We start from the raw sequence: 24,444 nt of genomic DNA, 5'->3' as shown, positions 1-24,444 counted from the left end.
TTCAAGGCTGCGCTTTGACCTCAAACCAGCTCCAGCCTTTTTCACCGCGCAGCCATGTCAGGGTCCGATTGCGGCTCAACGAGTCGCGGTCGCCGTCCGGCGCCAGCAGCAGTCGTGCGCCGGTGATATTGAAATCCATGCGTTCGGGGTTGATGAGCACCCTGACGACATCAGGTTGAGGCACCTGGATCTGCAGCGCCTCGATGCCTGGCTCAAGGAAGAACATGAGGTGCTGATAGCGGTTGTAGAGCTGTACGTGACGACCATCGGGATCGAGGCGAGCCCATAACGAGAGCTGCGGATAGTAGAAAATGCCGTTGATGACAGGCTGGCCCGATGCGGCCAGAAATATGGCCGGAATCTGCGAACCCAGGATCAGAACCGGCACGCCACGCTGCGTCAGACTGTTTTTCAGCTGCTTCGGGGCGATGTAAAGGGGGTTGAACGTCGCGGTCATTGCCAGTGTCAGGGCCAGACTCAGCCCCAGAAACAACCTGGTCTGCCGGGTAATCAGCGCATAACTGCACGCAGCGGCGATGAACGTCACCGCCAGAATGATCGGCATGCCGGCCCCGGACATTTGAGGGCCGTCGAACGCCCGCACGCCGCTATACACCAGCCCTGCCCAGACCAGCGCGACCAGGGTCGCCATGAAGCGCTCGGTCTCGGACCCGACAACGCTGGCCCGGGGCTGGCTCAGCAGCAGGTGGGTCAGGATCAGGCAGGCCAGGCCCAGCGACAGATCAGCCCGCTTGGCCGTGACAAAAGACCAGAGGGACAAGGTGGACAGCCTGTGCCCGATGCCGACCAGCACGTAGAGCAGGATAAAACCGATCATGACGGCCAGAGCCAGCTCCAGCGCGGTGAGCGTGCGTCGTGTGGCGCTGTATAGAAACAGCGCCGCCAGCGGCAGGAAATAGTATTGAAAGGAAGCGATTTCGCTTTGATTGATCGGCCGGTTTTCGGCGAACTGCAAAGTCGTCAGGTTGGTGTAGCCGGCAAACAGAAACTGCCAGGCTATATTGCCGCCCACTTCGCTTCTCTGGCCTGGATAAACCGTGTGCATCATGGCGCCGATGGCCTCCCGCGCACTGAGCCACCAGCTGCCGACCAGCAGGGCCGCTACCAGCACAGCCAGCAGCAGCGCCAGCACGGTATCCAGACCGATAGCCCGATAGAGACGGTCACGCAGCGTCACGCCGACCAACAGCGCGATGAAGACGTAACCTACCGTGACCTGCCAGGGTGGATACAGAATGAACACGAATCCTGCGACCGCCAGCCCGGCCACGATGCCCAGCGGCAACAGCGCCCATGTTCTTCGCCTCTGCAGGATTCTGAGTACGCAAAGCAGCGCGACGCAGGGGAAAAATACCGTGTAGGCCGGCCAGAAAGACCATGCCACCACGTAGGGCGTCGCGACAAACAGCAGGGCAAACAGAAAGCTCTGCCTCCAGCGCCCTGGTGTCAATGCATGAAGCAGATGCGCCAGAGCCACAAAGCAGCCCATTACCGGAAACCACCAGTACCAGGCCAGCGCCCTTTTCAGATCGAAGACGAAGAAGCCCCAGGTGGCCGGCTTGGCCAGTGCGGACAAGTGCGCCACCGGCAAGCCCGCCATGCCGGTGACCAGCATGTTATGACCGTCCGGTCCACGGTTGTGGTTGACCACCGGAAAGCGTGGTTCATGGGTGTATTGAGCGATGGCCATCGGCGTGATGACCAGCCATTCATCACTGCGTATCGGCTGCTCGTGGCCCCAGACGCGGTCCATGTCCGCTTCCACGAAAGGTGTCTGGCGCAACCCCAGGTTCAACGAGGAGCCGGTCAGGCCCAGTGCGGTGAACGTCAGAAACACGATCACCACGCAACCGCTGAACAGCATTGGTTCGCCAAGCGTCACGCCCAGCCGTTTGTTGAGCTGGCGGGTGAGCAGGCCGGTCTTGATGAAGGCGACTGCCAGCCCCAGAAGCGCGATTACGATAACGAACTTGGTCATGCGATACCCTTGTTGTAATTGTCCGGGCGTTCACGACCAGGCCGTGATCACGATGCCGGTCATGATCGTGGCCACGCCTATGAAATATTGAACATGGAAGCGCTCGCCAAAGAGGAAATGGCTGCCGATGGGCACCAGGACGAACGCCAGAGCCATGAAGGGATAGATCTTGCCCAGGTCGGCTTTCTGCAACACCCAGACCCAGCCGATCGTGGTGACGCCGTACAGCGCCAGCGCCAGGAAAAACCAGGTGAGCGTGGCGGGATCGAGCGGATCGCCGGCTTTCTGAAAGGTCTGGGCGGTGATCTTGAACAGTATCTGCCCGACGGAAATGCCGAGCACGCAGGCGAAAGCCGCGAGATAGACCGCCATCTAATGCTCCCTGACCAGATATTTTTTCTGTAGATGGATGGGGCGCCTGGGTACGGCGTGGATGTCATAACCGATGAACGCCAGGATGAGCTGGATGCCGACCAGAATCGGCAGGGCGGACAGCATGACAGTGCCGGGTGAATTGGCGATGCCGGTCTGTATGGAAAGAATCCAGTGCCAGGCGCCGAACAGGCAGCCAAACGTCAATAGAAGCAGGCCCATTGGCAGCTCGAACGACGCCAGCGACATGTCGCGCAGGTAATAGTTGTAGAACAGCCGCTTGAACATGTTGCGCAGGTGTTTGCCCATGAACTCTCCGATGATGCTGGAGATTTTCAAGTTGCTGACCTCATCGCCGTAGCACGCGCTCATGGGAATATCCGCCACTACGGCGCGCAATGTTCCCAGCCGGAACAACATGTCGGTTTCGAAGAAATAGCGCGAGCTGATCTTTCCCATGGGCAAGTTACGGATGACATCGCAGTGAATCGCGGTGTAGCCGTTGGTCGGGTCGAACAGATCCCAGTAGCCCGAGGACAGTTTGTTGAGCAGCGACAGTGTCGCGTTACCGAAAATACGCATGCCCGGCATGCGCCTGATTTCTTCCAGATTGAAAAAACGGTTGCCCTTGGTGTAATCCGCTTCGCCGCTCTTGATCGGCGCCGTGAAAGCGGGGATCAACGCCGGATTCATCTGCCCGTCGCCGTCGACTTTGACCACGATGTCCATGCCGTCGGCCAGCGCCGCGCGGTAGCCCGCCATGACGGCGCCACCCACGCCCAGGTTGACGGCGTTGAATATCACCCTGACCCGTTGGTCGGCGCAGTGCTCTTCGACCTCTCGCCCGGAGCCTTCAGGGCAACAGTCATCCACTACATAGATCCGGCTGACGTCCATACCGATGTCGGCAATAACGCCCAATATATGCTTTCTTACTTTAAAGCAGGGTATGACCACGGCCGTCTGCAGCGCGTGGCTCGTGAAATGGCTTGCCGTCATGGAGTAGGCCTGCAGTCGCAGATCGGTTATCAGTTACTGCTGGTGCGCTACAGTTAAGTACACCCGATCAGGAATTCCAGACTGAAAAGTGTCAAGCCATGCCAGCGGTGTCAAAAGCCGTTGTTTTGAAACAGTGTCAACTTGAAAACACGACGCAAGGATGCTCCATTGCCATGTCCGGAGGTTAACCACCTCGGTGCGTTACATACTCATTGAATAAAGCCGATTCTCATCATGAATACACCGTCTGAAATCGATATTTCAGGCCTCAGGTGTTACGACAAGAGTGTCGATGATGTCACCTACAGCGTTCCACGCGGTATTACCCGAGAAGCCAGAGGCCGCGTATGGATCGTTCGAGTCCTGAAAAACAAACAGGTGCAAGTGTCGGCCCGCTTCACCGACCTGCGCTTTGGTGGCACGCGTCGCGCGCTGGATGCGGCCATCATTCATCTGATCCATAGCGGGCATGCGTGGCTGCGCGACGATGTCCTGCAACTCAGCGACAGCGCCACGGCGCACTGGCGCAAGCGTAGCGGCGTGGGCCTGTGTGCGGTCGCCTACGTCGCGAGCAAGGGGCCGGGCCGTGGCGAAACCTTTTTTCTGTCTACCTACAAGCGGGTGGCCAGTGGTCGCGGCATGGAGAAGTTTCGCGCCAAGCTGGTGGAAGTACTCGAAAGCGCGTACGAAATGCATCATCCGGATGTGCCAATTCCTTATTCCATACAAAAGAGGATTCGCCAAGACGTTGACCAATTGATTGAAAGCCAGGCACTTCAGGCATTTCTTGCGGCGGGAAAAAGAAAGGCGGATCAGATTGCAGTCACGGAATATGTCGAGCGACTGACGCAGAAAGTTGGTCGTTGAAAGTCCGGATTAATTGGATTCGGCTGTAGGTGTAAAGCAGATGAAACAGTGCGGTGGGAAGAACGTTTAATTCTCGTGTTTAATCTTCGCAGTGCCAGGGAGTGGTCAGTTGTCGATAGATCAGATGTGCGAAGTTTTTTTTTCAGTAATGAATCAAGCCCGGCGAAAGCCGGGCTGGGAAGAAGCGTCGCAGGAGTTATCCCAGACGGTTCGCACCGACGCGGTCGGCGCCGTCAGCAGCTACGCGGTTCGCACCGACGCGGTCGGCGCCGTCAGCGGCTACGCGGTTCGCACCAACGCGGTCGGCGCCGTCAGCGGCTACGCGGTTTGCACCAACGCGGTCGGCGCCGTCAGCAGCTACGCGGTTTGCACCGACGCGGTCGGCGCCGTCAGCAGCTACGCGGTTTGCACCGACGCGGTCAGCGCCGTCAGCAGCTACGCGGTTTGCACCAACACGGTCAGCACCGTCGGCTGCAATGGCTGAGCTATTCAGGACGTCAGAGCTGGTGACGGCAGGCAGTGCAAAGGCGCTGGAGGTCAGTACAGAGAAAGCCAGGCCGAAGATCAGGTTCGAAGTTTTCATGGTCATTGCTCCAATGGGGGCGAGTCGTGGGTGACTCGGTATGGAGGCAATGCTACGCCGCTGGCATTTATTAAGAAGTCAATGCGGTTAGTACCGATCATTGCTGAAATTGATAATAGAAAAGGCGCTACCCCTCGCGACCAAGGTCGCTCCCACACGTTCAGGGCAGGCCTTGTAGGAGCCAGCTTGCTGGCGAGAGGGCGGTACTCACGCAGTACATTTGTTGTCCAAACCATCCTCGCCACCAAGGTGGCTCCCACAAAGGCTGCGGCATACCCCGAAACTGCTGGAGACCCTGAAGCCGAGCGGCTTCAGGGTTGGCTCGGTCAGACGCGGAAGTGGCTGACCATCATCTGCAACTGGCCGCCCAGGCGGGCCAGCTCGACGCTTGAGGCGGCCGTTTCTTCGCTGGCCGATGCGGTCTGCTCGGAAACGTCGCGCACGTTGACGATGCTGCGGCTGATTTCTTCAGCCACGGCGCTCTGCTGTTCGGCCGCCGCGGCGATCTGCTGGTTCATGGCCTGAATGTTGGACACGGTCTGCGTGATGCTGCTCAGCGACGTGCCCGCCTTGCGGCTCAACTGCACGCTGCTGACGGTCAGGTCGCGGCTGCTGAGCATGATGCTGGACACCTGACGAGTGCCGTTCTGCAGGCCCGCCACCAGGTTTTCGATTTCTTCGGTCGACTGCTGGGTACGCTGCGCCAGACCGCGAACCTCATCGGCCACGACGGCAAAACCACGGCCGGCTTCACCGGCGCGGGCAGCTTCGATGGCGGCGTTGAGCGCCAGCAGGTTGGTCTGTTCGGCTACCGCCTTGATCACATCCATGACCTTGCCGATCTTGTCGCTTTCCTGTTCCAGCTGGGTCATGGCATCTGCCGAGCGACCCACTTCAGTGGCCAGGCGCTCGATCTGAGCGATGGCCTCGCCAACCACCCGGTCACCATCGCGTGCTTCAGTGTCGGCATCCGACGCCGCTCGCGAAGCCTGTTCAGCGTTACGTGCGACTTCCTGAACAGTGGCCGACATCTCGTGCATGGCGGTAGCCACCTGGTCGGTTTCGACTTTCTGGCTGTTGACGCCGGCGCTGGTCTGCTCGGTAACCGCAGACAGTTCTTCGGCGGCGCTGGCGATCTGGGTCACGCCGTCGCGGATGCCGGTGATCAGGTCGCGCAGGGTTGTGCCCATGCGCTGAATGCCTTGTTGCAGAACGCCCAGTTCGTCACGGCGAGTCACCGCAACAGTCTGGGTCAGGTCACCCGAGGCGATACGGTCGACCACCGCCAGGGTTTCCTGCAGCGGACGGGTGATCTGGCGGGTAATCAACACCGCCGCCAACACGCCCAGAATCAGAGCCAGCAGTGTGCAAGTGATCTGCAAGGTGCGGGCTTGTGCGCTTTCCTGGTCGCGGCGGTCCAGCTGGAACTGGTAAAGGTCATCGCTGAGTTTGACGATGTCCTGACCCTGGGTGGTCATTTCCTTGCGTGCCTGGGAGATCGCCGTGTTGGCGCTCTTCATGGCTTCCAGGGCCGAGCGATAGCTGCTCAGCGTCTTGTCCAGCTCGCCGATGCGAGCGGCCTCGGTGTCGCTGAAAGCGGTGCGCAGCGAGTCCATGCCCTTGATGGCATCGGTGATCTGGCTGGTAGCTTTCTGCTCGCTGTCGGGAGTGCCGTCGGCCAGGTAGCCACGAACTTCATAGCGCACGCGCATCAGGTCTTGGCGAGCGTCGACAATGGTTTCGTACTGATCGAAGCGGCCAAGATCCATTGCGTTGGTCTTGACGTCCGCCAGGATCTGCTCGATCAGCGCTTCGCCTTTGGCGGCGTGGACAGTCATTTCCTGACGCGCGGCAGCGCTGGCGCGGTAGCCGTTGCGCATGTCGTTCAGGGATTTCTGGTAGTCGGCGATGACGCGGCCCAGCTGTTCCAGCATCCTGATATTGTCAGGAGCCTTGAAGGTCGCCAGCAGTTTCTGCTGATAGCCTTTGAAACCATCGAGCGAAACCTGCACGGTTTCGGCTACCTTGTCGTCGCCATTGGCAACCATGTACTGCAGACGAGTCACGCGCAGTTTGGTCAGCTGGGAATTGAGCGAAGTGATGTCACTCATCCAGTTGCTGCGGTCGATGAGGTTGCCCAGGCTGTTCCAGCCGGTCAGTGCAAGAATGGCAGTAAAAACAAGTACCAGGCCAAAACCGAGGCCCAGCTTCTTATTGACGCTGATGTTGGCAAACCAGCTGTTCATTGACTTTCTCCAGGAATGTCTAGTTTAAGTGCTGCCTCTGGAGGTTTTTATTGTTTGGCCACCGGCAAGGCTTTGAGTACAGAGACTATCGGCCGCCGTTCGCCGAGCTGTAACGAAAAAGCAGTTAAAAAATCAAAAAAATCCGGACCGCCTCTTCCGCGCTTTGCTTCCCTGCAAACCGCGGTGGCAAAGGCCTCTGCGAGCATGACCGGCCAGCACGCGCTGATTGAAAAGCAGCAGTGCGCTGTCGTGTATTTCGGGTACTAAGGGTCTGTTGTCAGGCGCAGGTACATAGTCTGAAAGAGCAGGACACGCCTGGCCGCAAGTTGCCAGCGCACTTGAGCCTGGGTTGTTCTGTTAAAGCCACGTCGTCAAATGCCGTCGAGGTTGGGCACCAGGCCGGCAGTCGCTGGCATGACGTCTTACTTTTTTTCTTCCAGATCGATGACGATCCGGCTTACGCAGTCACGTTGATTCTGGGCGAGCGCACGGGTCGTCAGCTCGTAGACCGAGTCCGCCGTGTCCTTGAGCTTCTGCCATTCCTGCAGGCTGATGACCTCGCGCAGTACCAGCTCATCGGCGCGCTTGATCAGCGTCTGATAAAAGTCGTCAGGCTTGTCCAGACGATAGGCGTCGTCCTCAAGCAGCAACTGCCAGGCCATCAACTCCGTTTCTTTGTCGGTTCCAGTCATGATCGAGTCCTGTGTGCGTAGTGGGAAGCAGAGTCACGAAAGCGTTCTGCGGCGCTTGTTTTCTGATCGACTTCAGCCGGTTGGGGAGGTTCCAGCGACTGGACTCACCGGCCGGTTGCAGCGGCAATGACAGGCATGCAGGCGATTGGGTTGAACGGTACAGGGCCATACGGTTCTGAAAGAGCATGACGATTCATCCACTCTTCAGGAGAAGCCCCATGACCCAGACCGCTCTGGTTGTTGGCGCCAGCGGTATCGTTGGCAGCGCAATCACTCAATTGTTGCTGGAAAACGGCTGGCAGGTCGCCGCCCTCTCTCGTAACCCTTCAACGCTGCCCGGCGTCATTCCGGTGGCCGCGGATCTTCAGGACCCGGCGTCACTCAACGCCGCACTGGCAGACCTCAAACCCACTCACGTCTTCATCACCACCTGGTCGCGTCAGGCCACCGAAGCCGAGAACATTCGCGTCAACGCAGCCATGGTGCGCAATGTGCTGGATGCTGTTCGCCCGGCTGCAACGGTGCAGCATGTAGCCCTGGTCACGGGGCTCAAACACTACCTCGGGCCGTTCGAGGCGTATGGCAAGGGCACGCTGCCGCAGACGCCGTTCAGAGAAACCCAGGGACGGCTGGATATCGAGAACTTCTATTACGCTCAGGAAGACGAGGTATTTGCCGCCGCCGAAAAGGACGGCTTTACCTGGAGCGTGCATCGCCCGCACACGGTGACCGGTGTTGCCGTCGGCAACGCAATGAATATGGCGACCACCCTGGCCGTCTACGCCACCATTTGCAAAGCGACTGGCCGACCTTTCGTGTTCCCGGGCTCGCGTGTCCAGTGGGAGAGCCTGACCGACATGACCGATGCCAACCAGCTGGCCCGTCAGCAACTGTGGGCGGCCACGACGCCTGAAGCCGCCAATCAGGCGTTCAATATCACCAACGGTGATGTGTTTCGCTGGAGCTGGATGTGGGGGCAGATCGCCGAGTACTTCGGCCTGCAACCGGCCGCTTTCCCTGAAAGCCCTGCGCCGCTGGAAAAGCAGATGGCCGACGACCAGAAAGCCTGGACCGAGATCGCGCGTGAGCACCAGCTCAAGGAAGCCGATATCAATCGTCTGATCTCGCCGTGGCACACCGACGCCGACCTGGGGCGGCCGATAGAAGTGGTCACCGATATGTCCAAGAGCCGCAAACTGGGCTTCACCGCGTTCGAGGCCAGCGATGACGCCTTCTTCAAGGTGTTTGACCAGTTGCGTCGCGAGCGGCTGATTCCCTGATTGACCTCTTCGCCAGCAAGCTGGCTCCTACAGACCATCACGCCTGCGATGCTGTAGGCGCCAGCTTGAATGTTGCGTTTCCACACGCTCGATCAGGAGTCCAGATTGAAAGTCGGCATCATTTCCGATACTCACGGCCTGCTTCGTCCGGAAGCAGTTTCGGCGCTGCAGGGTTGTGGGTTGATTATTCATGCCGGCGATATCGGCAAGCTGGAGATTCTCGACCGCCTGGCGGCCATTGCGCCGCTGAAGGTGGTGCGCGGCAATAACGATATGGGCCTGCCCTGGGCCGAAAACATTGCCGATCACTTGCTGTTCGACCTGGACGGCTGGCCGGTTCTGCTGGTGCATGACATTGCCGATGTCCCGGCCCTGCTCGATGACAGCGTGAAGCTGGTGATCACCGGGCATTCCCACAAACCGTTGATCCAATGGCGTGGCGAACGGCTGTACCTAAACCCCGGCAGCGCCGGTCGGCGGCGGTTCAAATTGCCGGTGACGCTGGCCGTGCTGGAGAGCGGCACTGCATTGATCGAGCCGCAACTGATCGCGCTTGTGGATTGAGGTTGCGGGCAAAGGGGCCGGTACAGACGACGCACTCTTGCTGTCTCCAGATACGCCCTCGCCAGCAAGCCGGCTCCCACGCCCTTCGGGCAGAATAACCAGCAGCTTTGCGAGCACTCTGAGCTGCTGCCCGGAGGGCTTTTGAGGGCTGTTCCTCAAACATAGAATCTCCCACAAAGTTGCCGGCGCGCAGCGCAATGTCAATCCAGCGCCGTGGGTGTATCGAACTCGGGGGGCTCGGGCAACTGGTGGTAGCGGGAAACGTTGCGGTGCCAGTCGCCCGCCGCCCGGACAACCCGGCGCAGCCGGTTCGGGTCGGTCGCGGCGCATGATGAGTGACCGGCATATCGAGCGGCGACCGCGTTGAACTCCTCGACCGCCATGTCCACCATCTGATGGGCGGATTCGATGGCGGCAGGCCAGTCGACATCCTCGATGTCCGTCATCAGCGACACCAGATTGAAGCGCCCGCCACACACATCCCTGGCAATCGAATGGATATCGTTGGTCCAGGCGATGATGTCGGCGCCGCGTTTACGCAGGGTGTCCCACCATTCGGTATTTGCCGGATGCTGGTACGGGTCGAGGTTTTCGGCCGCATCGATCAAGTCGAAGAAGAACAGAGCGCCGAACGAGTCCCTGCGCAGCGGCAGATATTCGACCAACGAGAACTCCGTGTCGGGTTCCCGCATTTGCACCAGTGTCGCCTGCGCGCGCAGATGCCGGATCAGATGCCGCACCAGCCTCTGCCGCCAATGCTCGTTACCCCAGGACCTGGTCTGCGGCCACAGATCCTCGGCCAGGGCGACGAGCATCGGGTCATCGAACCGGCTGGCCTCGGCCGACGGCTCGGCGCAGTCCTTCTCGGTCACTGCCTGTACGGCGGTGATGAAGCTCTCCAGCGCGCCGTCTTCCGCCCAGGGACCGTCATCGATGCGGTCATCGAGAGTGAGCGCCCACAGATACCAGCACACCAGAATCTCGGCCCGGTGCGTAGGCGCCTGCCCGCACAATGCCATTCCCAGATCGAGCAGTGCGGTGGTGCTCAGCCGATGCGCGCCGCGGCGACCGATCAAGCCGTATCGCTGCGCCCAGGCCAGGGCATGCGTGCGCAGCTGGTCGCTGTCGGTACGTGGCGCAGGAGCTGCGAAAGGAAGCCGGATCTCGGGAATCACCAGCGGCATCGGCGGTGAATGACAATCGTGACTGGTGCTGGAATCGCCTTCGCGGTGTGTCCCTGGCATGCTGTTCTCCTCTCAACTATCCATAGAAACGCTTGGCGGCTATACACCCGACGGGTTCCGTGAGAGGTGGCCCAAAGCAATGTAGTCGCGTTCCAGCCGACCGGACTTTACGCAAAAACCAATGCTCGGGATGTAGGAATTGCCTGACATTGACAAGGGAAAAACCCTCGCAAAAAGGCTGCCCGCGAAGACGTATGTACCGCCACGGCGCGAAGGCGACCGTCTTGCTGGCGAAGATTCCGTTTGAACGCGCCTCGTAACGAAGCAGCCGAACCACAAAAAGGCACTGGCCAGGCATTGGCCGAAAATTGGTTCGCCTATCTCTGAACCAATCCTCATGCTCCCGCGCAGGCCGGCTGGAGATGCTGCGCAAGGGTGTCGGCCTGGGTGGCGCTGTCCGAGCGCTACGGCAAGCTGCCGTTCGCCACACTCGCCATCGGTTATGCCCGCAACGGCTACCAGGTCACGCCGATCATTGCCGAGCTGTGGCGGCGTGGCGCCGAGTTGCTGAAGATCAACTGGGCTTCGCCGAGTGCTTTCTGCACGGTGGCAAGGCACCGAAGGCCGGCAAGAAAGTCCGCCTGGCTGATCAGGCGCAGGGTATGTTGGCGGGACGGATCCAAGAAAAGACGGGCTGGTGGCGGCTTTCTAGAAGCGGTTACTCAGCTGTCGAGTCAGCTAGCTAGATAACTAGCTATCTAGCTAGCTGCCTTTTCGACCCGATTACGACCTGATCGCTTGGCGCGGTACAACGCTGCGTCAGCCAGGCCGTAGGCAATATCGAAGCTTGTGCCCTGCGGGCTGGCGCTTACCCCGAAACTTGCCGTGATGCGCCGGTTGATCGGCTCGCCGAAGACATGCGAAGCAATGGCGTCGCGCATAGTTTCGGCCAGCTTCATACCGTCATCGAGCTGCCCGCTTGCCAGCAGCACGGTGAACTCCTCACCGCCCACACGACCGATCACGCCGGCAGTGCCGACGATCCGCCGCAGGCATCCGACAATGCCCTGGATGACTGTGTCGCCGGCGGGATGGCCGAATTCGTCGTTCACCAGCTTGAAGTGATCAATGTCCAGGACGACCATCACCACGCAGGCTTTCTGCAGCGCCTGCACAGTCTGTTCGATGATCGCACCGCGATTCAGTACGCCGGTCAGCGCATCATGGGTGGCCCGGTATTCAAGCTGACGCGCCAGGCTCTGAAGCTGCGTGTTGAGGGCGTTCATCTCGCGCTCGGCGCGGTCGCTGCGTCCGATCAGCCGGCGGGTTTCACGCATCAGCCGCTCATAGTGACCGGCAAGGTCGGAGAGCGACTTTCTGTACACCTGAGCATCCGCTTCAGTCTGCTTCAGAACCGAACGGGCCTGTTCCAGAGCATCCGTTTCGCTCTTGAACAGGTCCGGCACCGCGCCGCCTGCCATGCACAGAGGTGTGACTGAAGCTTGCATTACCAGTGTCCTTTTCAGGTAGTGATCGGGTGATCGTTGAATACGATTGAGGTGAAATCGGCTTTAAGCTCTTCACCGAATTCAAAGATCGTCTCGTCTTCCTCATCGTGGTACCAGTTCACCTCGATCCGGTTACCGGCCTGCGCGGCCTGGTCCAGGGCGTCGAAGATACTGAACAGCATCTTGGTGCTGGAGCTGTTGAAATAGGCCAGCGCGATGTTGGTCGTGATGCTGGCGCGCTCCTGCGTGGCCAGGAAGTGTCGCAGTTGCTCGACGATGGGCGCGTAAAAGGCCGCGGCATTCTCGGGATAGGATTCGCCCTTCATCGACAGCAGGTGCTGGTCGAAGCGAAAGTCGATCTCGGGCGAAGTGGCGGTGGCTTCGATGTAGATATTGTCCATAGGTGACAGTGCTCGATTCAGATAATGGCTTTGATGCAGAACAGCGTCGTGTCCGGATCGTCCGCTCTGGGGTGAAAGCCAAACTCCAGCGGTGCGCTGGCGTCTCGCGCCATCGTCAGGAAGCCCAACCCTGCGCCTTTGCTGTCCACCGGTGTTTCGGCGCGCAGCGAGACTTTGTAGGCATGCTTGATTTCTTCAAGCGACATGCTGCGCAAGGGTTCGAGTTTTTCCCGCAGGCGCTCGACGGCTGTTGTGGCGATGGGATTGGCGCACAGCATCAGATGGCGTTCGCCTTCGGTGCTGATGCACACCGCGCCCTGGCCGAGCACCGCTTTTTCGGCCTCGGCGGCAGTCAGGGTGTCGGACGAGTATTGCGTGATGTTCTGTGACAGTTCCACGAACGACGAGAACAGCTTGCGCCGCGTGGGCCCGCTGACACCGGCGATTTCCAGCTGCAGTTTCACGACTTCCGCCATGGTCGAGATGATGGTGTGCGAGAAATAGCCCATGTGATAGAAAATCACGTTTCGCTGCTGAGCCAGGTCAAAGAACGTCACGTCCTGCCGGGCGGTTGAATTATCAAGCATCTTCATTCCTGAGTCGGGCGCAGAATAGGGTCATGTCATCGCGTCGCATTTGCTCGCCCTGCCAGTCTGCGAGAGCGTTTCTGATCGCTTCGCAGATAGACTTCGAGGTTGCGGTTCGGTGTTGCAGGATTGTGTTGAAAGCCTGGCGTTTGCCGAAGGCGATTTTCTTCGGGCCGCCGATCTGGTCGATCAGGCCGTCAGTGGCGACGAAAATGAGGCTGTCGGGCGACAGTCGAACGGTATTCACGCTCCACTCGTAATCAATATCGCTGTCCACATACCCCACGCCCATCCGCTGGCCCGCGATGGTGTCGAGTTGCTCTGCGTCAGGTTGCAGCACATGCAGAGACAGGCGAGCGCCGGCGAAGCTCAGGATCCGGGTTGCGTTATCAAACCAGAAGAAAGCCGCATCAAGCCCGTCATCGGACTCCGATGCGCCACCAGGCCCATCGACCTGCCCCAGCAGACGCTTGACGCCGCGATTGACCGCAGCCAGCAGCCCCGCCGGATCGCGGGGCCCCGACTGGCCAAGCGCCTGAGTCAGCGACGAGGATGCGATCAGGGTCATGAACGCGCCCGGCACGCCATGCCCGGTGCAGTCGGCTATGGCGCCGAACCAGCCATCGGGATACGCGCAGAAGTGATAGAAATCGCCGCCGACAACGTCCCGGGGTTCCCACAGCAGCGCGGCATCATCCAGCGTCGAGGCCAGTGCGTCTCTCGACGCGCGCAGCATGGCGCGTTGAATGACGCTGGCATACTCGATGCTCTGCATCATCTGGCGATTCTTTTCCGCCTGCATGGCGGCCACCACACCCATCAGCTGCAGGCCATTGCCCAGGCCTGAAAACCGGCCGTTGCGGGTCACGATGAAGCCGTCCGCCAGCGCTTTTTCGCCAAATTCGACGGTCTTGAAGGTCAGCTCTTCAATACTCATCGCGGCATCGACCACCAGCGGCTCTTTGTCCATGAAGGCGATGCAGCTTTTTTTGTCGTAGAGCTCGCGATGGAAAGGCTTGCTCATCTGGGACATGAAAATGTTGCGGTTGATGAGCCCTATCGGGCGCTCACCGTCCACCACGGCCAGGCAGACCATTTCCTTGTGGGCGGTGAAGATCTCCATGACCCGCGCGTTAGTGCTGTCCGAGTCGATGCCGGGCACTTCATTGCATAGATCACCGGCGCACCGATGATCCCTGGGCAGCGCCGGGCGCATGAATGTGAAGTGTTCTGCCTGCATGCTCGTGTCTAATGCCAGACCAAAACCCAGACGTTAGCAGGCTGATGTTAATGTGATATTACAAGGCGACTTTCAGCGTTGAGATGACTTGCGAAACTGCGCTGTCAACGCAGGCCAGGTCGCATGATGCGCAGCAGCGACTCGTACTGTTTATGGCTGACCGGCACGATGCCGGATGCGTCCTGCGAACGCAGAAAGCCGGACAGCCCTTGCTGATCGTCCAGCATCGCCGCGCGGATACGCCTTTTCAGTGGGGCGCAGAGGCTGCCGCTGAACACGTACGGGTCGTAGTAGATCGGCTCTGAGCGCCACAGCACCCGGAACGTGTCGCGTTCGATGCGTCCGCTGTTGAGGTAGGCGTCGGCTCGCACGCTGGCAACAAACGCCGCATCGACCCTGTTTTCCAGCAGGGCATCCAGTGATTTGTCGTGCGAGCCTGAATACACCACCGAACTGAAGAATTTCGCCAGCGGCAACCCGACCCGCGCGGAGAATTCCGCATCTGGAACGACACTGCCCGACGTGCTGGCCGGATCGCTCAACGCAACGCGCTTACCGCGCAATGCCTCAACGCTTTCGCCCGAATCGCGGGGTGTCAGCAGAAGTGCCTGATAGTGGTGACCGGCAGGCGTGAAATAGCCATGGCTGATGGTCAGGCTGGCAAACGGCTCGATGCGAGGGTCGCGCTGATGCGCCATGATGTAGGCCGCCGGCCCCAGCCAGGCCATGTCGACACCTCCGGATACGATGGCGTCCACCACACTCTCGTAGGAAGACGAAGGAACGAGCTGTACCGGCATCTTCAGGGCGGTGCCAAGCCGATCCAGCAAGGGCTGGTACTCGCGCTGTATCACGTCCATGTTTTTTTTCGGGATGACTGCAATATGCAGGCTTTGTTGTGGACAGTGAGCCTTGGCGACGGGGGCCAGCAGGCAGACGCACAGCGCGCCAATCAGCGATCTCATTGCACGCATGCTGTTTCCACCATGGCCTTGAAGGAAGGGTATTGCTGCAACTGCGCCAAGGACAGCGGCCGGCTGAAGTGATAACCCTGTGCTATGTCGCAACCGGCCAGTTTCAGGCACACCAGTTGCTGCAGGGTTTCCACGCCTTCCGCCACCACTTCCAGCCCCAGGCGTTTGGCCAGGATGATCGTGGACGACACAATCGGGCTGTCATCGGGGCTGTTGGACAACGGCGCGATGAGCATGCGGTCGATTTTCAGTTTGGTCAGTGGCAACGCTTGCAGATGGGCGAACCCCGCGTACCCCTTGCCGAAATCGTCGAGGCTGATATTCAGGCCGGCAGCCCGCAGGCGCTGAAGGTTTTCGATGGCTTGTCGTTCATCGCCCAGCACGGCTGTTTCGGTAATTTCCAGCTCCAGATACTGCGGCTTGATGGCATGCCGTGCCAGCTCCTTCATGACCCTTTCGCTGAAATCAGCCTGGCGCAGTTGTATGGCCGAGACATTGACTGCTAACCGTATCTGGCCACCGCGTGCATGCCAGACAGAGAGTGCCTCGCACGCGAGGCGCAGCACTTCCCAGCCCAGCGCAACGATGAACCCGCTGCGCTCGGCCAGCGAGATGAACCGGTCAGGATAGAGCAGGCCGAAATCCGGATGTTCCCAGCGAACCAGCGCTTCATAGCCGTCCACCTGCATCGATTCCAGTCGCATCTGAGGCTGGTAATGGAGAACGAACTGGCGCTCGGCCAGCGCCATGCCGAATGCCTGTTCCAGGATGAACTCTTCGACGTCGGCGACATTGAGTGACGGGTCGAAAAACCGGTACTGGCCGCGCCCTGCGCGCTTTGCCGAGTACATGGCTGCGTCTGCGCTGCGGATCAGATCATCGACATTCTGACCGTCACGCGGACAGATGCTGACGCCCACACTGGGGCTGGTGGTCAGCTCATGCTCGTGGAGCGAATAGACGGTGGACAGTTTCTGCACCAGCGCCCGTACCCACGCGTCGATCTGCTCTTCCGTGCGATCCCCGGCCAGCAGCACGACAAATTCGTCGCCTCCGAAACGCGCCGCTTCATCGTCCGGCTGCAGCAGGCGGCTTATCCTTCCGGCCACAGCTTGCAACAACAGATCGCCAACCTTATGCCCCAATGAGTCGTTGATCGATTTGAAACGGTCCATGTCGATGAACAGAATCGCCAGCAGTCTGCGCTTGCCACGTTGGCGCGCCAGCGTATGCGCGGCGACCTCCAGAAACTGGCGGCGATTATGCAGGCCGCTAAGGTGGTCGGTGGCCGCGGCATGGCTGCTGCGACGATGCTCTTCCTCCAGCCGACTGATCAGTTCCTGGTTCGTCAGCTGTGCCTGCTCCACCGCATCGAATGCTTCCTGGCGCTTGCGTAGAACCCGCAGCGTCCAGAACAGACTGCCAATGATCAGCAAGGTCATGCACAGGTTCAGCCAGAACTGACGCGCGTAGGTGAGGCGCGATGAAGCGAGGATCTCGTCGAGGCTCTGGCTGACAGTCACCATGAAACCACGCTGCGGCAGGCGCAGATAAAGGGTCTGGTATTGCACCGCATTGCCGTCCTGAATCAGCATGCCCGTGGTTTTGCCGTCGTCCGGCGGCTCTGGATCAAGTGCCGAACCGGAAACCACCACGCCGCTACCGCTCAGACGCAGGCGTTCCTTGCCGCCGGCATCAAGCAGTCTGAGCAGGCCGCTGCTGCCCAGATCGATGTGCTCGAAAAGCGCAGCCAGGTAACCGATGTCCAGTTTTACGACAAGAATGTGATCCATCTTCCCCGTCGCGGCGTTGGCAAGGGGCAGTAAAAAGGGCAGGCGCCAGACAGGCATCGCCGTGCTGCCTTGCGCCCCGGGCAAATCAGCCAGCAAGGGTTTGAGCCCATGACGGCCAACATGGTTGTGCAATTGCGCCAACCATTCGGGCGATAGCTCCTGAGGTTCGTCTATGTGGCTGGCGGACACCAGATGGCCGCTGCTGTCGTACAGGCTCATGCTTTTGAGCACCGGGTCTTCGGCAAGCATGCGTACCAGGCTGCGATGACGGCTGCCCAGGTCTTCCATGTCGCCCTGCGTTACCTTGCCAATAGCCTGAGCACGATCGACCAGCTGGCGCAGGTTCTCGGCGGCAATGGTAGCCAGATTGAGATGTTCGGCCGCTTTCGCGCTCAACGCGTCGTGACGTGAGGTCGCTTGCTGCTGGTAATACAGCGCCCACAGAAAAACAAGCGTTGCGGCGCATAGCGTCATGAGCAACAACTGCAGAGAGCTGAGTGAGGAAAGGGACCGGCGGACCACTGCTTATCATTCCTGCCGTTGGGTAGTGGCAATTTACTACCAAATGATTACGGACTGATGACTGGCAATCGCAAGCGCGGTTGCTGATGGCCCTCGCGGCGGGCTGCGGGCTGACTGAACAGCAAGCAAGCCACCTTCCGGCAACTGCTTGCTGCCAGGATGAAAGTCAGTTGCTTGGGCGTTGCTTGGTCGAGTCCAGCTCGGCTTTTTTGGCGGTGCTGATTTCGGTGATCTTGGCCGACTTGCTGATGGCCATGTCAAACGTGTCCTGCATTTTGGCGATGGCGTCGGTTGGCGTGCCATCGAGCCCGCCGCTGGCTGCCCATTCGAAGTTCCAGACTCCCGAAAGACTGTCGCTGCCTGCCACGTCGTGTGTCTCGATCGCTTTGAACACATCCGGGTGACGCTGAATGTAGGCTGCAGCTGCTGACACATCAGGCGGTACATTGCCCGACTTGCTGTTGGCCAACTCGGTCAGGCCTTGACCGGTAATGGAAGATTTGCCGCTCTGCTTCAGATAGTCCGCAATGACCTTGCTGGATTTCGCGATATTCAATTTGTCGTCGAACACGGAAGTCGAAGAATTCTGTGCAGAGTAATTGCCGCCGGTAGGTGTCACGGTGCTGGTCATTGGCTTTCTTCCATGGTCGGATTTGAGGCCTTTTCGCAGTCAAAAGGCCATTTGCGCGACGTTAGCATGAGCAAATGGCCACTGCGTGACGGCTTCACAGGAATTCGCAGAGTTCGAGAGATTTCACGGAATTTCACCAGTTAGCGCGGGATGCCCCGTCCTCCAGGGCGGGGAGGGATAGCGCCCGGCATGAATGCCGGTATCATTACTGTACATACATACAGTGTTAGTTTTCATGAAACGCCAGCAAGCCTACAAGTTCAGACTCAAACTCAATGGCGCTCAGCAGCGCCAGCTGGGTCAGTTTGCAGGCACGGTCCGCAAGGTCTGGAACACCGCACTGGCGCTGCAGAAAGATCGTTACGAAGCTGGGGAAAAGAAGCTGAGCTATGCCGGTCTTTGCCGCGAGCTGACCCGCTGGCGCAACGATCCGTCGACGCCCTGGATGAAAGAGACGTCGGTGGACTGCCAACAGCAGGTTCTGAAGGACCTTGATCGGGCCTATACGAACTTCTTCGCCAAACGCGCCGACTTTCCGCGGTTCAAGAAGAAGGGCCAGCGGGACAGCTTCCGTTTCCCGCAACCCAGATCCATCAAGCTGGATCAGACCAACTCAAGGATTTCCCTGCCCAAGCTCGGCTGGTTGCGCTACATCAACAGCCGGCAGATCGAGGGCACTCTTCGCAATGTCACCCTCAGCCTGAAAGCCGGTCACTGGTACGTGTCGGTCCAGACCGAGCGTGACGTCGAACAGCCCATAACCGCCTCACAGACTGCGGTGGGCATCGACATGGGCGTGGTGCGCTTTGCCACGCTGTGGGACGGTCAGTCTGAAACGGTCATCACGCCGATCAACAGCTTCAAAACGCACCAGCTCCGGCTCGCCAAGGCCCAGCGTCAGATGAGCCGCAAGCAGAAATTCAGCCGCAACTGGAGCAAGGCCAGGGCCCGTGTCTCCAGAATCCACCACCAGATCGCCAATACCCGGAACGACTTTCTGCACAACGCCTCACACCGCCTCAGCAAAAACCACGCGTTGCTGTGTGTCGAAGCGCTGCAGATCAAAAACATGAGCCGATCAGGCCAGAGCACGCTTGAGCAGCCCGGGCGCAACGTGAACACCAAATCGGGCCTCAATCGAGCCATTCTGGATCAGGGCTGGGGGGAGTTTGTGCGCCAGCTTGATTACAAGTGCAGCTGGAACGGTGCCTGGCTGGTCAAGGTTCCGGCGATGAACACCAGCCGGGAGTGCCCCGGCTGCGGTTATACCCACGCTGCCAATCGGCCCAGTCAGTCGGTGTTTGTCTGTGGTGCCTGCGGTCACACCGACAATGCGGACAAGGTTGCCAGCCAGAACATCAGAGCACGTGGTTTGAAGCTGTTTGAAGGGCCGGACATGGCCCGGATCGCCTGCCCAGTGAACGGTGAGATCATGCCGTCAGCAACAGGAACCCGCCGAAGCGACCTGGCTGCTGTAGCCTAGCGCGGTAGGAATCCCCGTCCTTCAGGGCGGGGAGGATGTCAAGGAATTTCGCAAGCGGCTGAATCTCCGAACGCAAAAAAGCCCGCTCTGGCGGGCTTTTCAGGATGGACGTTTATTTGGCTGTCAGTGCCGAGTAGCTGTTCATCAGGTTGCGGTAGTTGGGGATGCGCTCGGAGAGCAGATTGCCCAGGCCTTCGATGTCGTTGCGCCAGTCGCGGTGCAGCTCACAGGCGACCGAGAACCAGTTCATCAGCTGGGCGCCGGCCTGGCTCATGCGTGCCCAGGCGGCCTGCTGCACGGTGGTGTTGAAGGTGCCGGAGGCGTCGGTGACGACGAACACGTCAAAGCCTTCAGCCAGGGCCGAGAGGGTCGGGAAGGCGACGCAGACGTCGGTGACCACGCCGGCGATGATCAGCTGCTTGCGGCCGGTGGCCTTGATGGCCTTGACGAAGTCTTCGTTGTCCCAGGCGTTGATCTGGCCGGGACGGGCGATGTAGGGCGCGTCGGGGAACATCTGCTTGAGCTCGGGGACCAGCGGGCCGTTGGGGCCTTGTTCGAAGCTGGTGGTGAGGATGGTCGGCAGCTCGAAGAACTTGGCCAGATCGGCCAGGGCCAGCACGTTGTTCTTGAATTCGTTGGGCGAGAAGTCCTGCACCAGGGAGATCAGACCGGTCTGGTGGTCGACCAGCAGAACCACGGCGTCGTCTTTGTTGAGGCGGTTGTAGGTTGGCGTGTTCATGTTCAATTCCTTTTCGTTGGTTAGAGATCAGAGGTAAGGGTTAAAACGCGTTGCGTTCAACATGGGCTCAGATTAATGGTCAGCCTGAAAAGGAAAAAGCGGCTGAAAACGGTTTTACTGTCCACTGAAAGTGGACAATGATCAGGGGCGTCAGGTAGCGAGCGAAACTTTGGCGGTGAGACTTGAAGCACCGGGTTGTCCAACCCTCACCCGCAACAGCCCTGAGCGTTCAAGGACTGCCCATGACCCATCCCCGGATAGGCTTCGCCTGCCAATACCGCCATTCCCAGCGCAGCCTGGCACCCGGCGAGTTGAAACTGATCGAGTCTGCATTCAACCCAAAAACCACGACATTGCGCTGGATGGACAGCGTGGCGCCGCAGGTGGCCCGAGAAAAATTGCTCCAGGTGATCGAGCACAATCTGCAGGCCCAGCTGCGTCTGCTTGACTATGTGGCGAGCCTGCCGCCTGGTTTACGTATGCTGCGACTCAGCAGCGATCTGCTGCCGTTTTACAGCCATCCCAAGGTCAGCGCGTTTTACCAGGACAGCGCGATTCAACAATGGCTCGGTGAGCGTTTCGAAGCGATTGGGGACAAGGCTCGGCAAAGCGATATCCGTTTATCGCTGCACCCGGGCCAATATTGTGTGCTGGGTTCCGATAAACCCGCCGTGGTCGAGAACAGCATTGCGGAGTTTGAATACCACGCCGACATGATTCGAATGATGGGCTATGGTCGAAACTTTCAAGACTTCAAATGCAATATACATATTGCAGGGCGCCTCGGTGCGGCCGGTATTCGTTCGATATGGTCACGCTTATCGGAAGTGGCGAAAAACTGCATTACATTCGAAAACGAAGAGAAAACTTATGGCGTCGATGACTGCCTTGAACTGGCGGATCTGGCCCCGGTAGTGCTGGATATCCATCATTGCTGGATCAACGAAAATGATTACATATCGCCACATGATCCGCGCATTGATCGCATTATTGCCAGCTGGCGTGGTGTGCGCCCGGCCATGCACTACTCCCAGCCACCTGAGCGTTTGCAAGAGCTGGGCTTCAAGGCTCAACAAAAGCTTGAGATGGATGAGTTATTGAAAGTCGTTTCAAAGCGGGACTTATACGGACATAGCGACCGGATGTGGAACCGTTGGACTAATGAATATGCTCAACAATTTCTTGATCGCTTCGACATGATGTTCGAGGCCAAGGAAAAGAACCTGGCAGCGATGGATTACTACCAACAGTATGTAAATCCTCAATAGTTGACTGGGGCTCCGGGAGTTTGCTCAGGGCGGGATTTCACTTGCCGTGGGTCGGGTTCAGTGCCGACAGCGTTCACGACGGTGGGCCGGCAACCCGTGCGATACAGGCTTCGGGGTGGTGTGGGTCTGGCTGTGGGACAGGAAACGGAAATCTTCCGTTTTACCCGGTAAATAAAGGGCGAAACCGAAAATGTACGCAGAGGGGCCCTCCGCGTACATTGTGGTGTAAAATTCTGCGCCAAGTGGCTGTTCACCCCAGCGAGAGTAAATGAGCAGACTGACGCAAGTTTTTGTCAAAACCGTCGAAAAACCGGGGCGCTACCATGATGAGCGCGGCCTGTTTTTACGGGTTACTGCAAACGGCAGCAAAAGCTGGGTCCTTCGTTACCAGTTCAACAAAAGTCGTCATGACGTGGGGATGGGGTCGTTTCCCGCCGTCTCCCTCAAGGCCGCGCGACTGGCCGCCGACACTTACCGGCTTGAGCTGTCTCAAGGCATCGATCCAAGGGTTCGGCGAAACGCGCCTGCCGGCAACCAGGAAGCGGTGGTGACATTCAGGCTTGAGGCAGAACGGTACATCAGCACCCATCGCCAGAGCTGGAAAAACATCCGCCATGCGCAGCAATGGTCGCATTCCCTGCGCGATCATGTGTATCCACTGATCGGCGAGCTGCCGATCGCCGCGATCGAGACCGAGCACCTCCTGGACGTACTTACGCCGATCTGGAACAAAATACCGGAAACGGCTTTTCGCCTGCGCAACCGTATCGAACTGGTACTGGATGCTGCCAAGGCGCGCAAGCTGCGCGACGGCGAGAATCCAGCGCGCTGGCGTGGCCATCTGGACAAGCTTTTACCGCGTCAGACGCGCGTCAAGGTTCCCCGCTCAGCCATGCCGGCAGAAAGGATCGGTTCATTCATGTACCAGCTCGATAGTCTGGACAGCACGGCAGCACGCGCCTGTGAGTTGATTATTTATAGCGCCTGTCGAAGTTCGGAGGTCTGCGACGCGCGTTGGGACGAGTTCGATTTTGCTACAGGTCTATGGACCATCGACGCTCAGCGCATGAAGGCCGGCAAGCCTCATCGGGTACCACTGACCACCGGCGCGCTGCAGGTTCTCGAACAGCAAAAGGGCAAGCATCCGATCTATGTGTTTCCCAATGCACGCAAGACCGGCAGCCTGCCAGGCAACGCCATTCGGCGAGTAATGGAGGCGCTGCAGGCCGAAGAGTACGTGCCGCATGGCTTTCGTTCGGCCTTTCGGACCTGGGCTGCAGAGCATACTCAGTTTCCCAGGGAAGTCTGTGAGATGGCGTTGGCCCACTCGCTGGAAGACAAGGTCGAGGCCGCCTACAACCGAGGCGACCTGCTGGATAAGCGTCGACAGCTCATGAACGTCTGGGATGACTTCATTCAGCAAAGCGCCCCGACCGCGATCAATCCTCCGGGAGATCCAGACCCAGCTGACCAGAGCCTGGCTTAGAAGGTACGTTCTGTGCTTTGGGCGTTGGCGTCGAGTAGGTCGATGCGACCGTTTGAGGCTTGCTTTCAGGCAGCACCGATTTTTTACTGCCGACCAGATCGTCCGGGTTCAGATACAGATTCATGCGCGGGATGACCTCGATGCGGGACTTCTTGTCCGGACGCTCAGCTTGACGTGCATGGCGGTCAAAATTGCGCAGCTCATGCACCTCGATCGGTTGGGAACCGGCGAGGACGAACATCGGCAGATTGCTGTGAATCATCGCGTCATAGCGGGTGCTGGCAGAAAAGTAAGTCATGGCACGAGGGTGCGGGGCGACCTTCTTGTACTTGATCAGTGTGGCCTGGTCCGCAAGATTGACGATACGTCGCAATTCGGCGCCGGCAGAGGTTTCGTTCAGATCCACGCTGTCTTTTTCGGCTTGCAGCTCCGCGGCCCTGTTCAGTTGTTCACGTACCTTACCCACCTCGATGCGCTCGCCACCTGTGGTATGTCCGGCCCAGGTGAATACGATCAGGCGCGGACACGCATCAAAGGCCTGAGTGTGGCGACCCAGCTGCTTCATGCTGAACTGATGACCCAACGCCTGGCGCAGGATTTTGGAACGGGCCGTAGGCGCCAGATTGAGCTCCAGCCTTGTCTGCTCGATCGTTGCCATTAAGTCGTCCTTGAGCTGGTTGATTTCTCTGACCCAAGGCAAGACGCTCTCACGCATGGCAAAGTATCCAGGTAAACGCATTACCGTCCCTGGTGCCTGGCCCGGAGCACGCTCAAAGGCAGCCATTGCTTGTAAAGCCGCCTGCACGGCTTCAGATCCCTCCAGTGGCTCCACCTCGATGAAATCAAGAGACTTCTGTTCGGCCAGCAATGGCAGTTGCCAGACCTTCCCGGTAACCACGAGGTGCGGCCATACCTGTTCAAAGGCCTTTGTTTTGCTACGCAGCAGTTCGTACGCGGTGACAATATCGCTATACATAAGGCTCCTCGATTAATACCACCCCTCCGAAAGATTTGACCTGATCCTGC

General features: G+C 59.1%; 23 protein-coding genes and 2 pseudogenes. 8 read left to right on the top strand and 17 right to left on the bottom strand.

All coding sequences use genetic code 11. From position 1 onward, the window contains the following. Position 1 precedes the first annotated feature (1 nt). From J3P77_RS22470 to J3P77_RS22460, 3 genes are read right to left on the bottom strand one after another with little or no spacing between them, the layout of a single operon-like run. Positions 2-1,999, bottom strand: coding sequence for a DUF7657 domain-containing protein (locus J3P77_RS22470; RefSeq protein ID WP_434682289.1), 1,998 nt, complete (start codon positions 1,997-1,999; stop codon positions 2-4). 30 nt (positions 2,000-2,029) lie between these two features. After that, positions 2,030-2,371, bottom strand: a complete 342-nt coding sequence (locus J3P77_RS22465) for a 4-amino-4-deoxy-L-arabinose-phospho-UDP flippase (RefSeq protein WP_434682286.1) — start codon at positions 2,369-2,371, stop codon at positions 2,030-2,032. Beyond that, positions 2,372-3,370 (bottom strand): glycosyltransferase family 2 protein, encoded by a 999-nt coding sequence (locus J3P77_RS22460; RefSeq protein ID WP_434682283.1) that lies wholly within the window; start codon positions 3,368-3,370, stop codon positions 2,372-2,374. A gap of 234 nt (positions 3,371-3,604) precedes the next feature. Between J3P77_RS22460 and J3P77_RS22455 the strand changes: the two genes are divergently transcribed. Next, a complete protein-coding gene (locus J3P77_RS22455; RefSeq protein ID WP_434682280.1) occupies positions 3,605-4,237 on the top strand; it encodes a hypothetical protein in 633 nt (210 codons plus the stop codon). Positions 4,238-4,433: 196 nt separating this feature from the next. Here the strand turns inward: J3P77_RS22455 and J3P77_RS22450 are convergent, their stop codons facing one another. The 3 genes and pseudogenes from J3P77_RS22450 to J3P77_RS22440 all read right to left on the bottom strand — a co-directional run. Next, on the bottom strand, positions 4,434-4,820 hold the full coding sequence (locus tag J3P77_RS22450) for a hypothetical protein (protein WP_434682277.1): 387 nt from the start codon (positions 4,818-4,820) through the stop codon (positions 4,434-4,436). A 326-nt stretch (positions 4,821-5,146) separates the two neighbouring features. After that, positions 5,147-5,851, bottom strand: coding sequence for a methyl-accepting chemotaxis protein (locus J3P77_RS22445; RefSeq protein WP_434682313.1), 705 nt, complete (start codon positions 5,849-5,851; stop codon positions 5,147-5,149). Positions 5,852-6,049: 198 nt separating this feature from the next. Then, positions 6,050-6,931: pseudogene (locus tag J3P77_RS22440) on the bottom strand (methyl-accepting chemotaxis protein); the annotation flags it as partial. A 189-nt stretch (positions 6,932-7,120) separates the two neighbouring features. Between J3P77_RS22440 and J3P77_RS22435 the strand changes: the two are divergent. Then, a complete protein-coding gene (locus J3P77_RS22435) occupies positions 7,121-7,333 on the top strand; it encodes a hypothetical protein (protein WP_434682274.1) in 213 nt (70 codons plus the stop codon). Positions 7,334-7,488: 155 nt separating this feature from the next. On the opposite strand, the gene J3P77_RS22430 is transcribed toward J3P77_RS22435, so the two are convergent. Further along, a complete protein-coding gene (locus J3P77_RS22430) occupies positions 7,489-7,758 on the bottom strand; it encodes a hypothetical protein (RefSeq protein ID WP_434682271.1) in 270 nt (89 codons plus the stop codon). Positions 7,759-7,976: 218 nt separating this feature from the next. Here J3P77_RS22430 and J3P77_RS22425 point away from each other — a divergent pair, with 218 nt between their 5' ends. Both J3P77_RS22425 and J3P77_RS22420 read left to right on the top strand, forming a co-directional pair. Further along, the gene (locus J3P77_RS22425) at positions 7,977-9,038 is read left to right on the top strand and encodes an SDR family oxidoreductase (protein ID WP_434682268.1); all 1,062 of its coding nucleotides are present in this window, start codon (positions 7,977-7,979) and stop codon (positions 9,036-9,038) included. A 105-nt stretch (positions 9,039-9,143) separates the two neighbouring features. Beyond that, the gene (locus J3P77_RS22420; RefSeq protein ID WP_434682312.1) at positions 9,144-9,602 is read left to right on the top strand and encodes a metallophosphoesterase family protein; all 459 of its coding nucleotides are present in this window, start codon (positions 9,144-9,146) and stop codon (positions 9,600-9,602) included. Positions 9,603-9,802: 200 nt separating this feature from the next. On the opposite strand, the gene J3P77_RS22415 is transcribed toward J3P77_RS22420, so the two are convergent. Next, positions 9,803-10,846, bottom strand: coding sequence for a terpene synthase family protein (locus tag J3P77_RS22415; protein WP_434682265.1), 1,044 nt, complete (start codon positions 10,844-10,846; stop codon positions 9,803-9,805). 372 nt (positions 10,847-11,218) lie between these two features. On the opposite strand from J3P77_RS22415, the pseudogene J3P77_RS22410 reads away from it, so the two are divergent. Then, positions 11,219-11,445, top strand: a pseudogene (locus J3P77_RS22410) (gamma-glutamyltransferase); the annotation flags it as partial. Between the two features lie 99 nt (positions 11,446-11,544). Here the strand turns inward: J3P77_RS22410 and J3P77_RS22405 are convergent. From J3P77_RS22405 to J3P77_RS22375, 7 genes are all read right to left on the bottom strand, one after another. Further along, positions 11,545-12,294: a GGDEF domain-containing protein gene (locus J3P77_RS22405; protein WP_434682262.1), complete on the bottom strand. Its 750-nt coding sequence runs from the start codon at positions 12,292-12,294 to the stop codon at positions 11,545-11,547. Between the two features lie 14 nt (positions 12,295-12,308). Next, the gene (locus J3P77_RS22400; protein ID WP_434682260.1) at positions 12,309-12,695 is read right to left on the bottom strand and encodes a DUF1987 domain-containing protein; all 387 of its coding nucleotides are present in this window, start codon (positions 12,693-12,695) and stop codon (positions 12,309-12,311) included. A 17-nt stretch (positions 12,696-12,712) separates the two neighbouring features. Continuing rightward, complete coding sequence (locus J3P77_RS22395) at positions 12,713-13,282, bottom strand: SiaB family protein kinase (protein ID WP_434682259.1); 570 nt, start codon at positions 13,280-13,282, stop codon at positions 12,713-12,715. Next, complete coding sequence (locus J3P77_RS22390; protein WP_434682256.1) at positions 13,275-14,522, bottom strand: SpoIIE family protein phosphatase; 1,248 nt, start codon at positions 14,520-14,522, stop codon at positions 13,275-13,277. Before J3P77_RS22390 ends, J3P77_RS22395 begins: the two co-directional genes overlap by 8 nt. Positions 14,523-14,626: 104 nt before the next feature. Next, positions 14,627-15,496, bottom strand: coding sequence for a phosphate/phosphite/phosphonate ABC transporter substrate-binding protein (locus J3P77_RS22385; protein WP_434682254.1), 870 nt, complete (start codon positions 15,494-15,496; stop codon positions 14,627-14,629). Beyond that, positions 15,484-17,811, bottom strand: a complete 2,328-nt coding sequence (locus J3P77_RS22380; protein WP_434682253.1) for a putative bifunctional diguanylate cyclase/phosphodiesterase — start codon at positions 17,809-17,811, stop codon at positions 15,484-15,486. The genes J3P77_RS22385 and J3P77_RS22380 overlap by 13 nt, the downstream gene beginning before the upstream one ends. Before the next feature lie 166 nt (positions 17,812-17,977). Then, complete coding sequence (locus tag J3P77_RS22375; RefSeq protein ID WP_434682251.1) at positions 17,978-18,442, bottom strand: hypothetical protein; 465 nt, start codon at positions 18,440-18,442, stop codon at positions 17,978-17,980. A gap of 235 nt (positions 18,443-18,677) precedes the next feature. Between J3P77_RS22375 and J3P77_RS22370 the strand changes: the two genes are divergently transcribed. Continuing rightward, a complete protein-coding gene (locus tag J3P77_RS22370) occupies positions 18,678-19,925 on the top strand; it encodes an RNA-guided endonuclease InsQ/TnpB family protein (RefSeq protein WP_434682310.1) in 1,248 nt (415 codons plus the stop codon). A gap of 112 nt (positions 19,926-20,037) precedes the next feature. Here J3P77_RS22370 and ycaC read toward each other — a convergent pair whose 3' ends face one another. Beyond that, positions 20,038-20,664 carry an isochorismate family cysteine hydrolase YcaC gene (ycaC, locus tag J3P77_RS22365; RefSeq protein WP_434682249.1) on the bottom strand — a complete coding sequence of 209 codons (627 nt, stop codon included), beginning with the start codon at positions 20,662-20,664 and terminating at the stop codon, positions 20,038-20,040. Between the two features lie 242 nt (positions 20,665-20,906). Here ycaC and uvsE point away from each other — a divergent pair, with 242 nt between their 5' ends. Together uvsE and J3P77_RS22355 are read left to right on the top strand one after the other, a co-directional pair. Beyond that, positions 20,907-21,932, top strand: coding sequence for a UV DNA damage repair endonuclease UvsE (gene uvsE / locus J3P77_RS22360; protein WP_434682247.1), 1,026 nt, complete (start codon positions 20,907-20,909; stop codon positions 21,930-21,932). Positions 21,933-22,200: 268 nt separating this feature from the next. Further along, positions 22,201-23,418 carry a tyrosine-type recombinase/integrase gene (locus tag J3P77_RS22355; RefSeq protein ID WP_434682245.1) on the top strand — a complete coding sequence of 406 codons (1,218 nt, stop codon included), beginning with the start codon at positions 22,201-22,203 and terminating at the stop codon, positions 23,416-23,418. Here J3P77_RS22355 and J3P77_RS22350 read toward each other — a convergent pair. Further along, complete coding sequence (locus J3P77_RS22350) at positions 23,372-24,394, bottom strand: DNA replication terminus site-binding protein (RefSeq protein WP_434682244.1); 1,023 nt, start codon at positions 24,392-24,394, stop codon at positions 23,372-23,374. The two genes, J3P77_RS22355 and J3P77_RS22350, sit on opposite strands and share 47 nt — an antisense overlap. Positions 24,395-24,444 lie beyond the last annotated feature (50 nt).

Source organism: Pseudomonas sp. R1-18 (assembly GCF_051132095.1).
GTDB lineage: Bacteria > Pseudomonadota > Gammaproteobacteria > Pseudomonadales > Pseudomonadaceae > Aquipseudomonas.
This window is presented reverse-complemented; position numbering and strand designations above follow the sequence as displayed.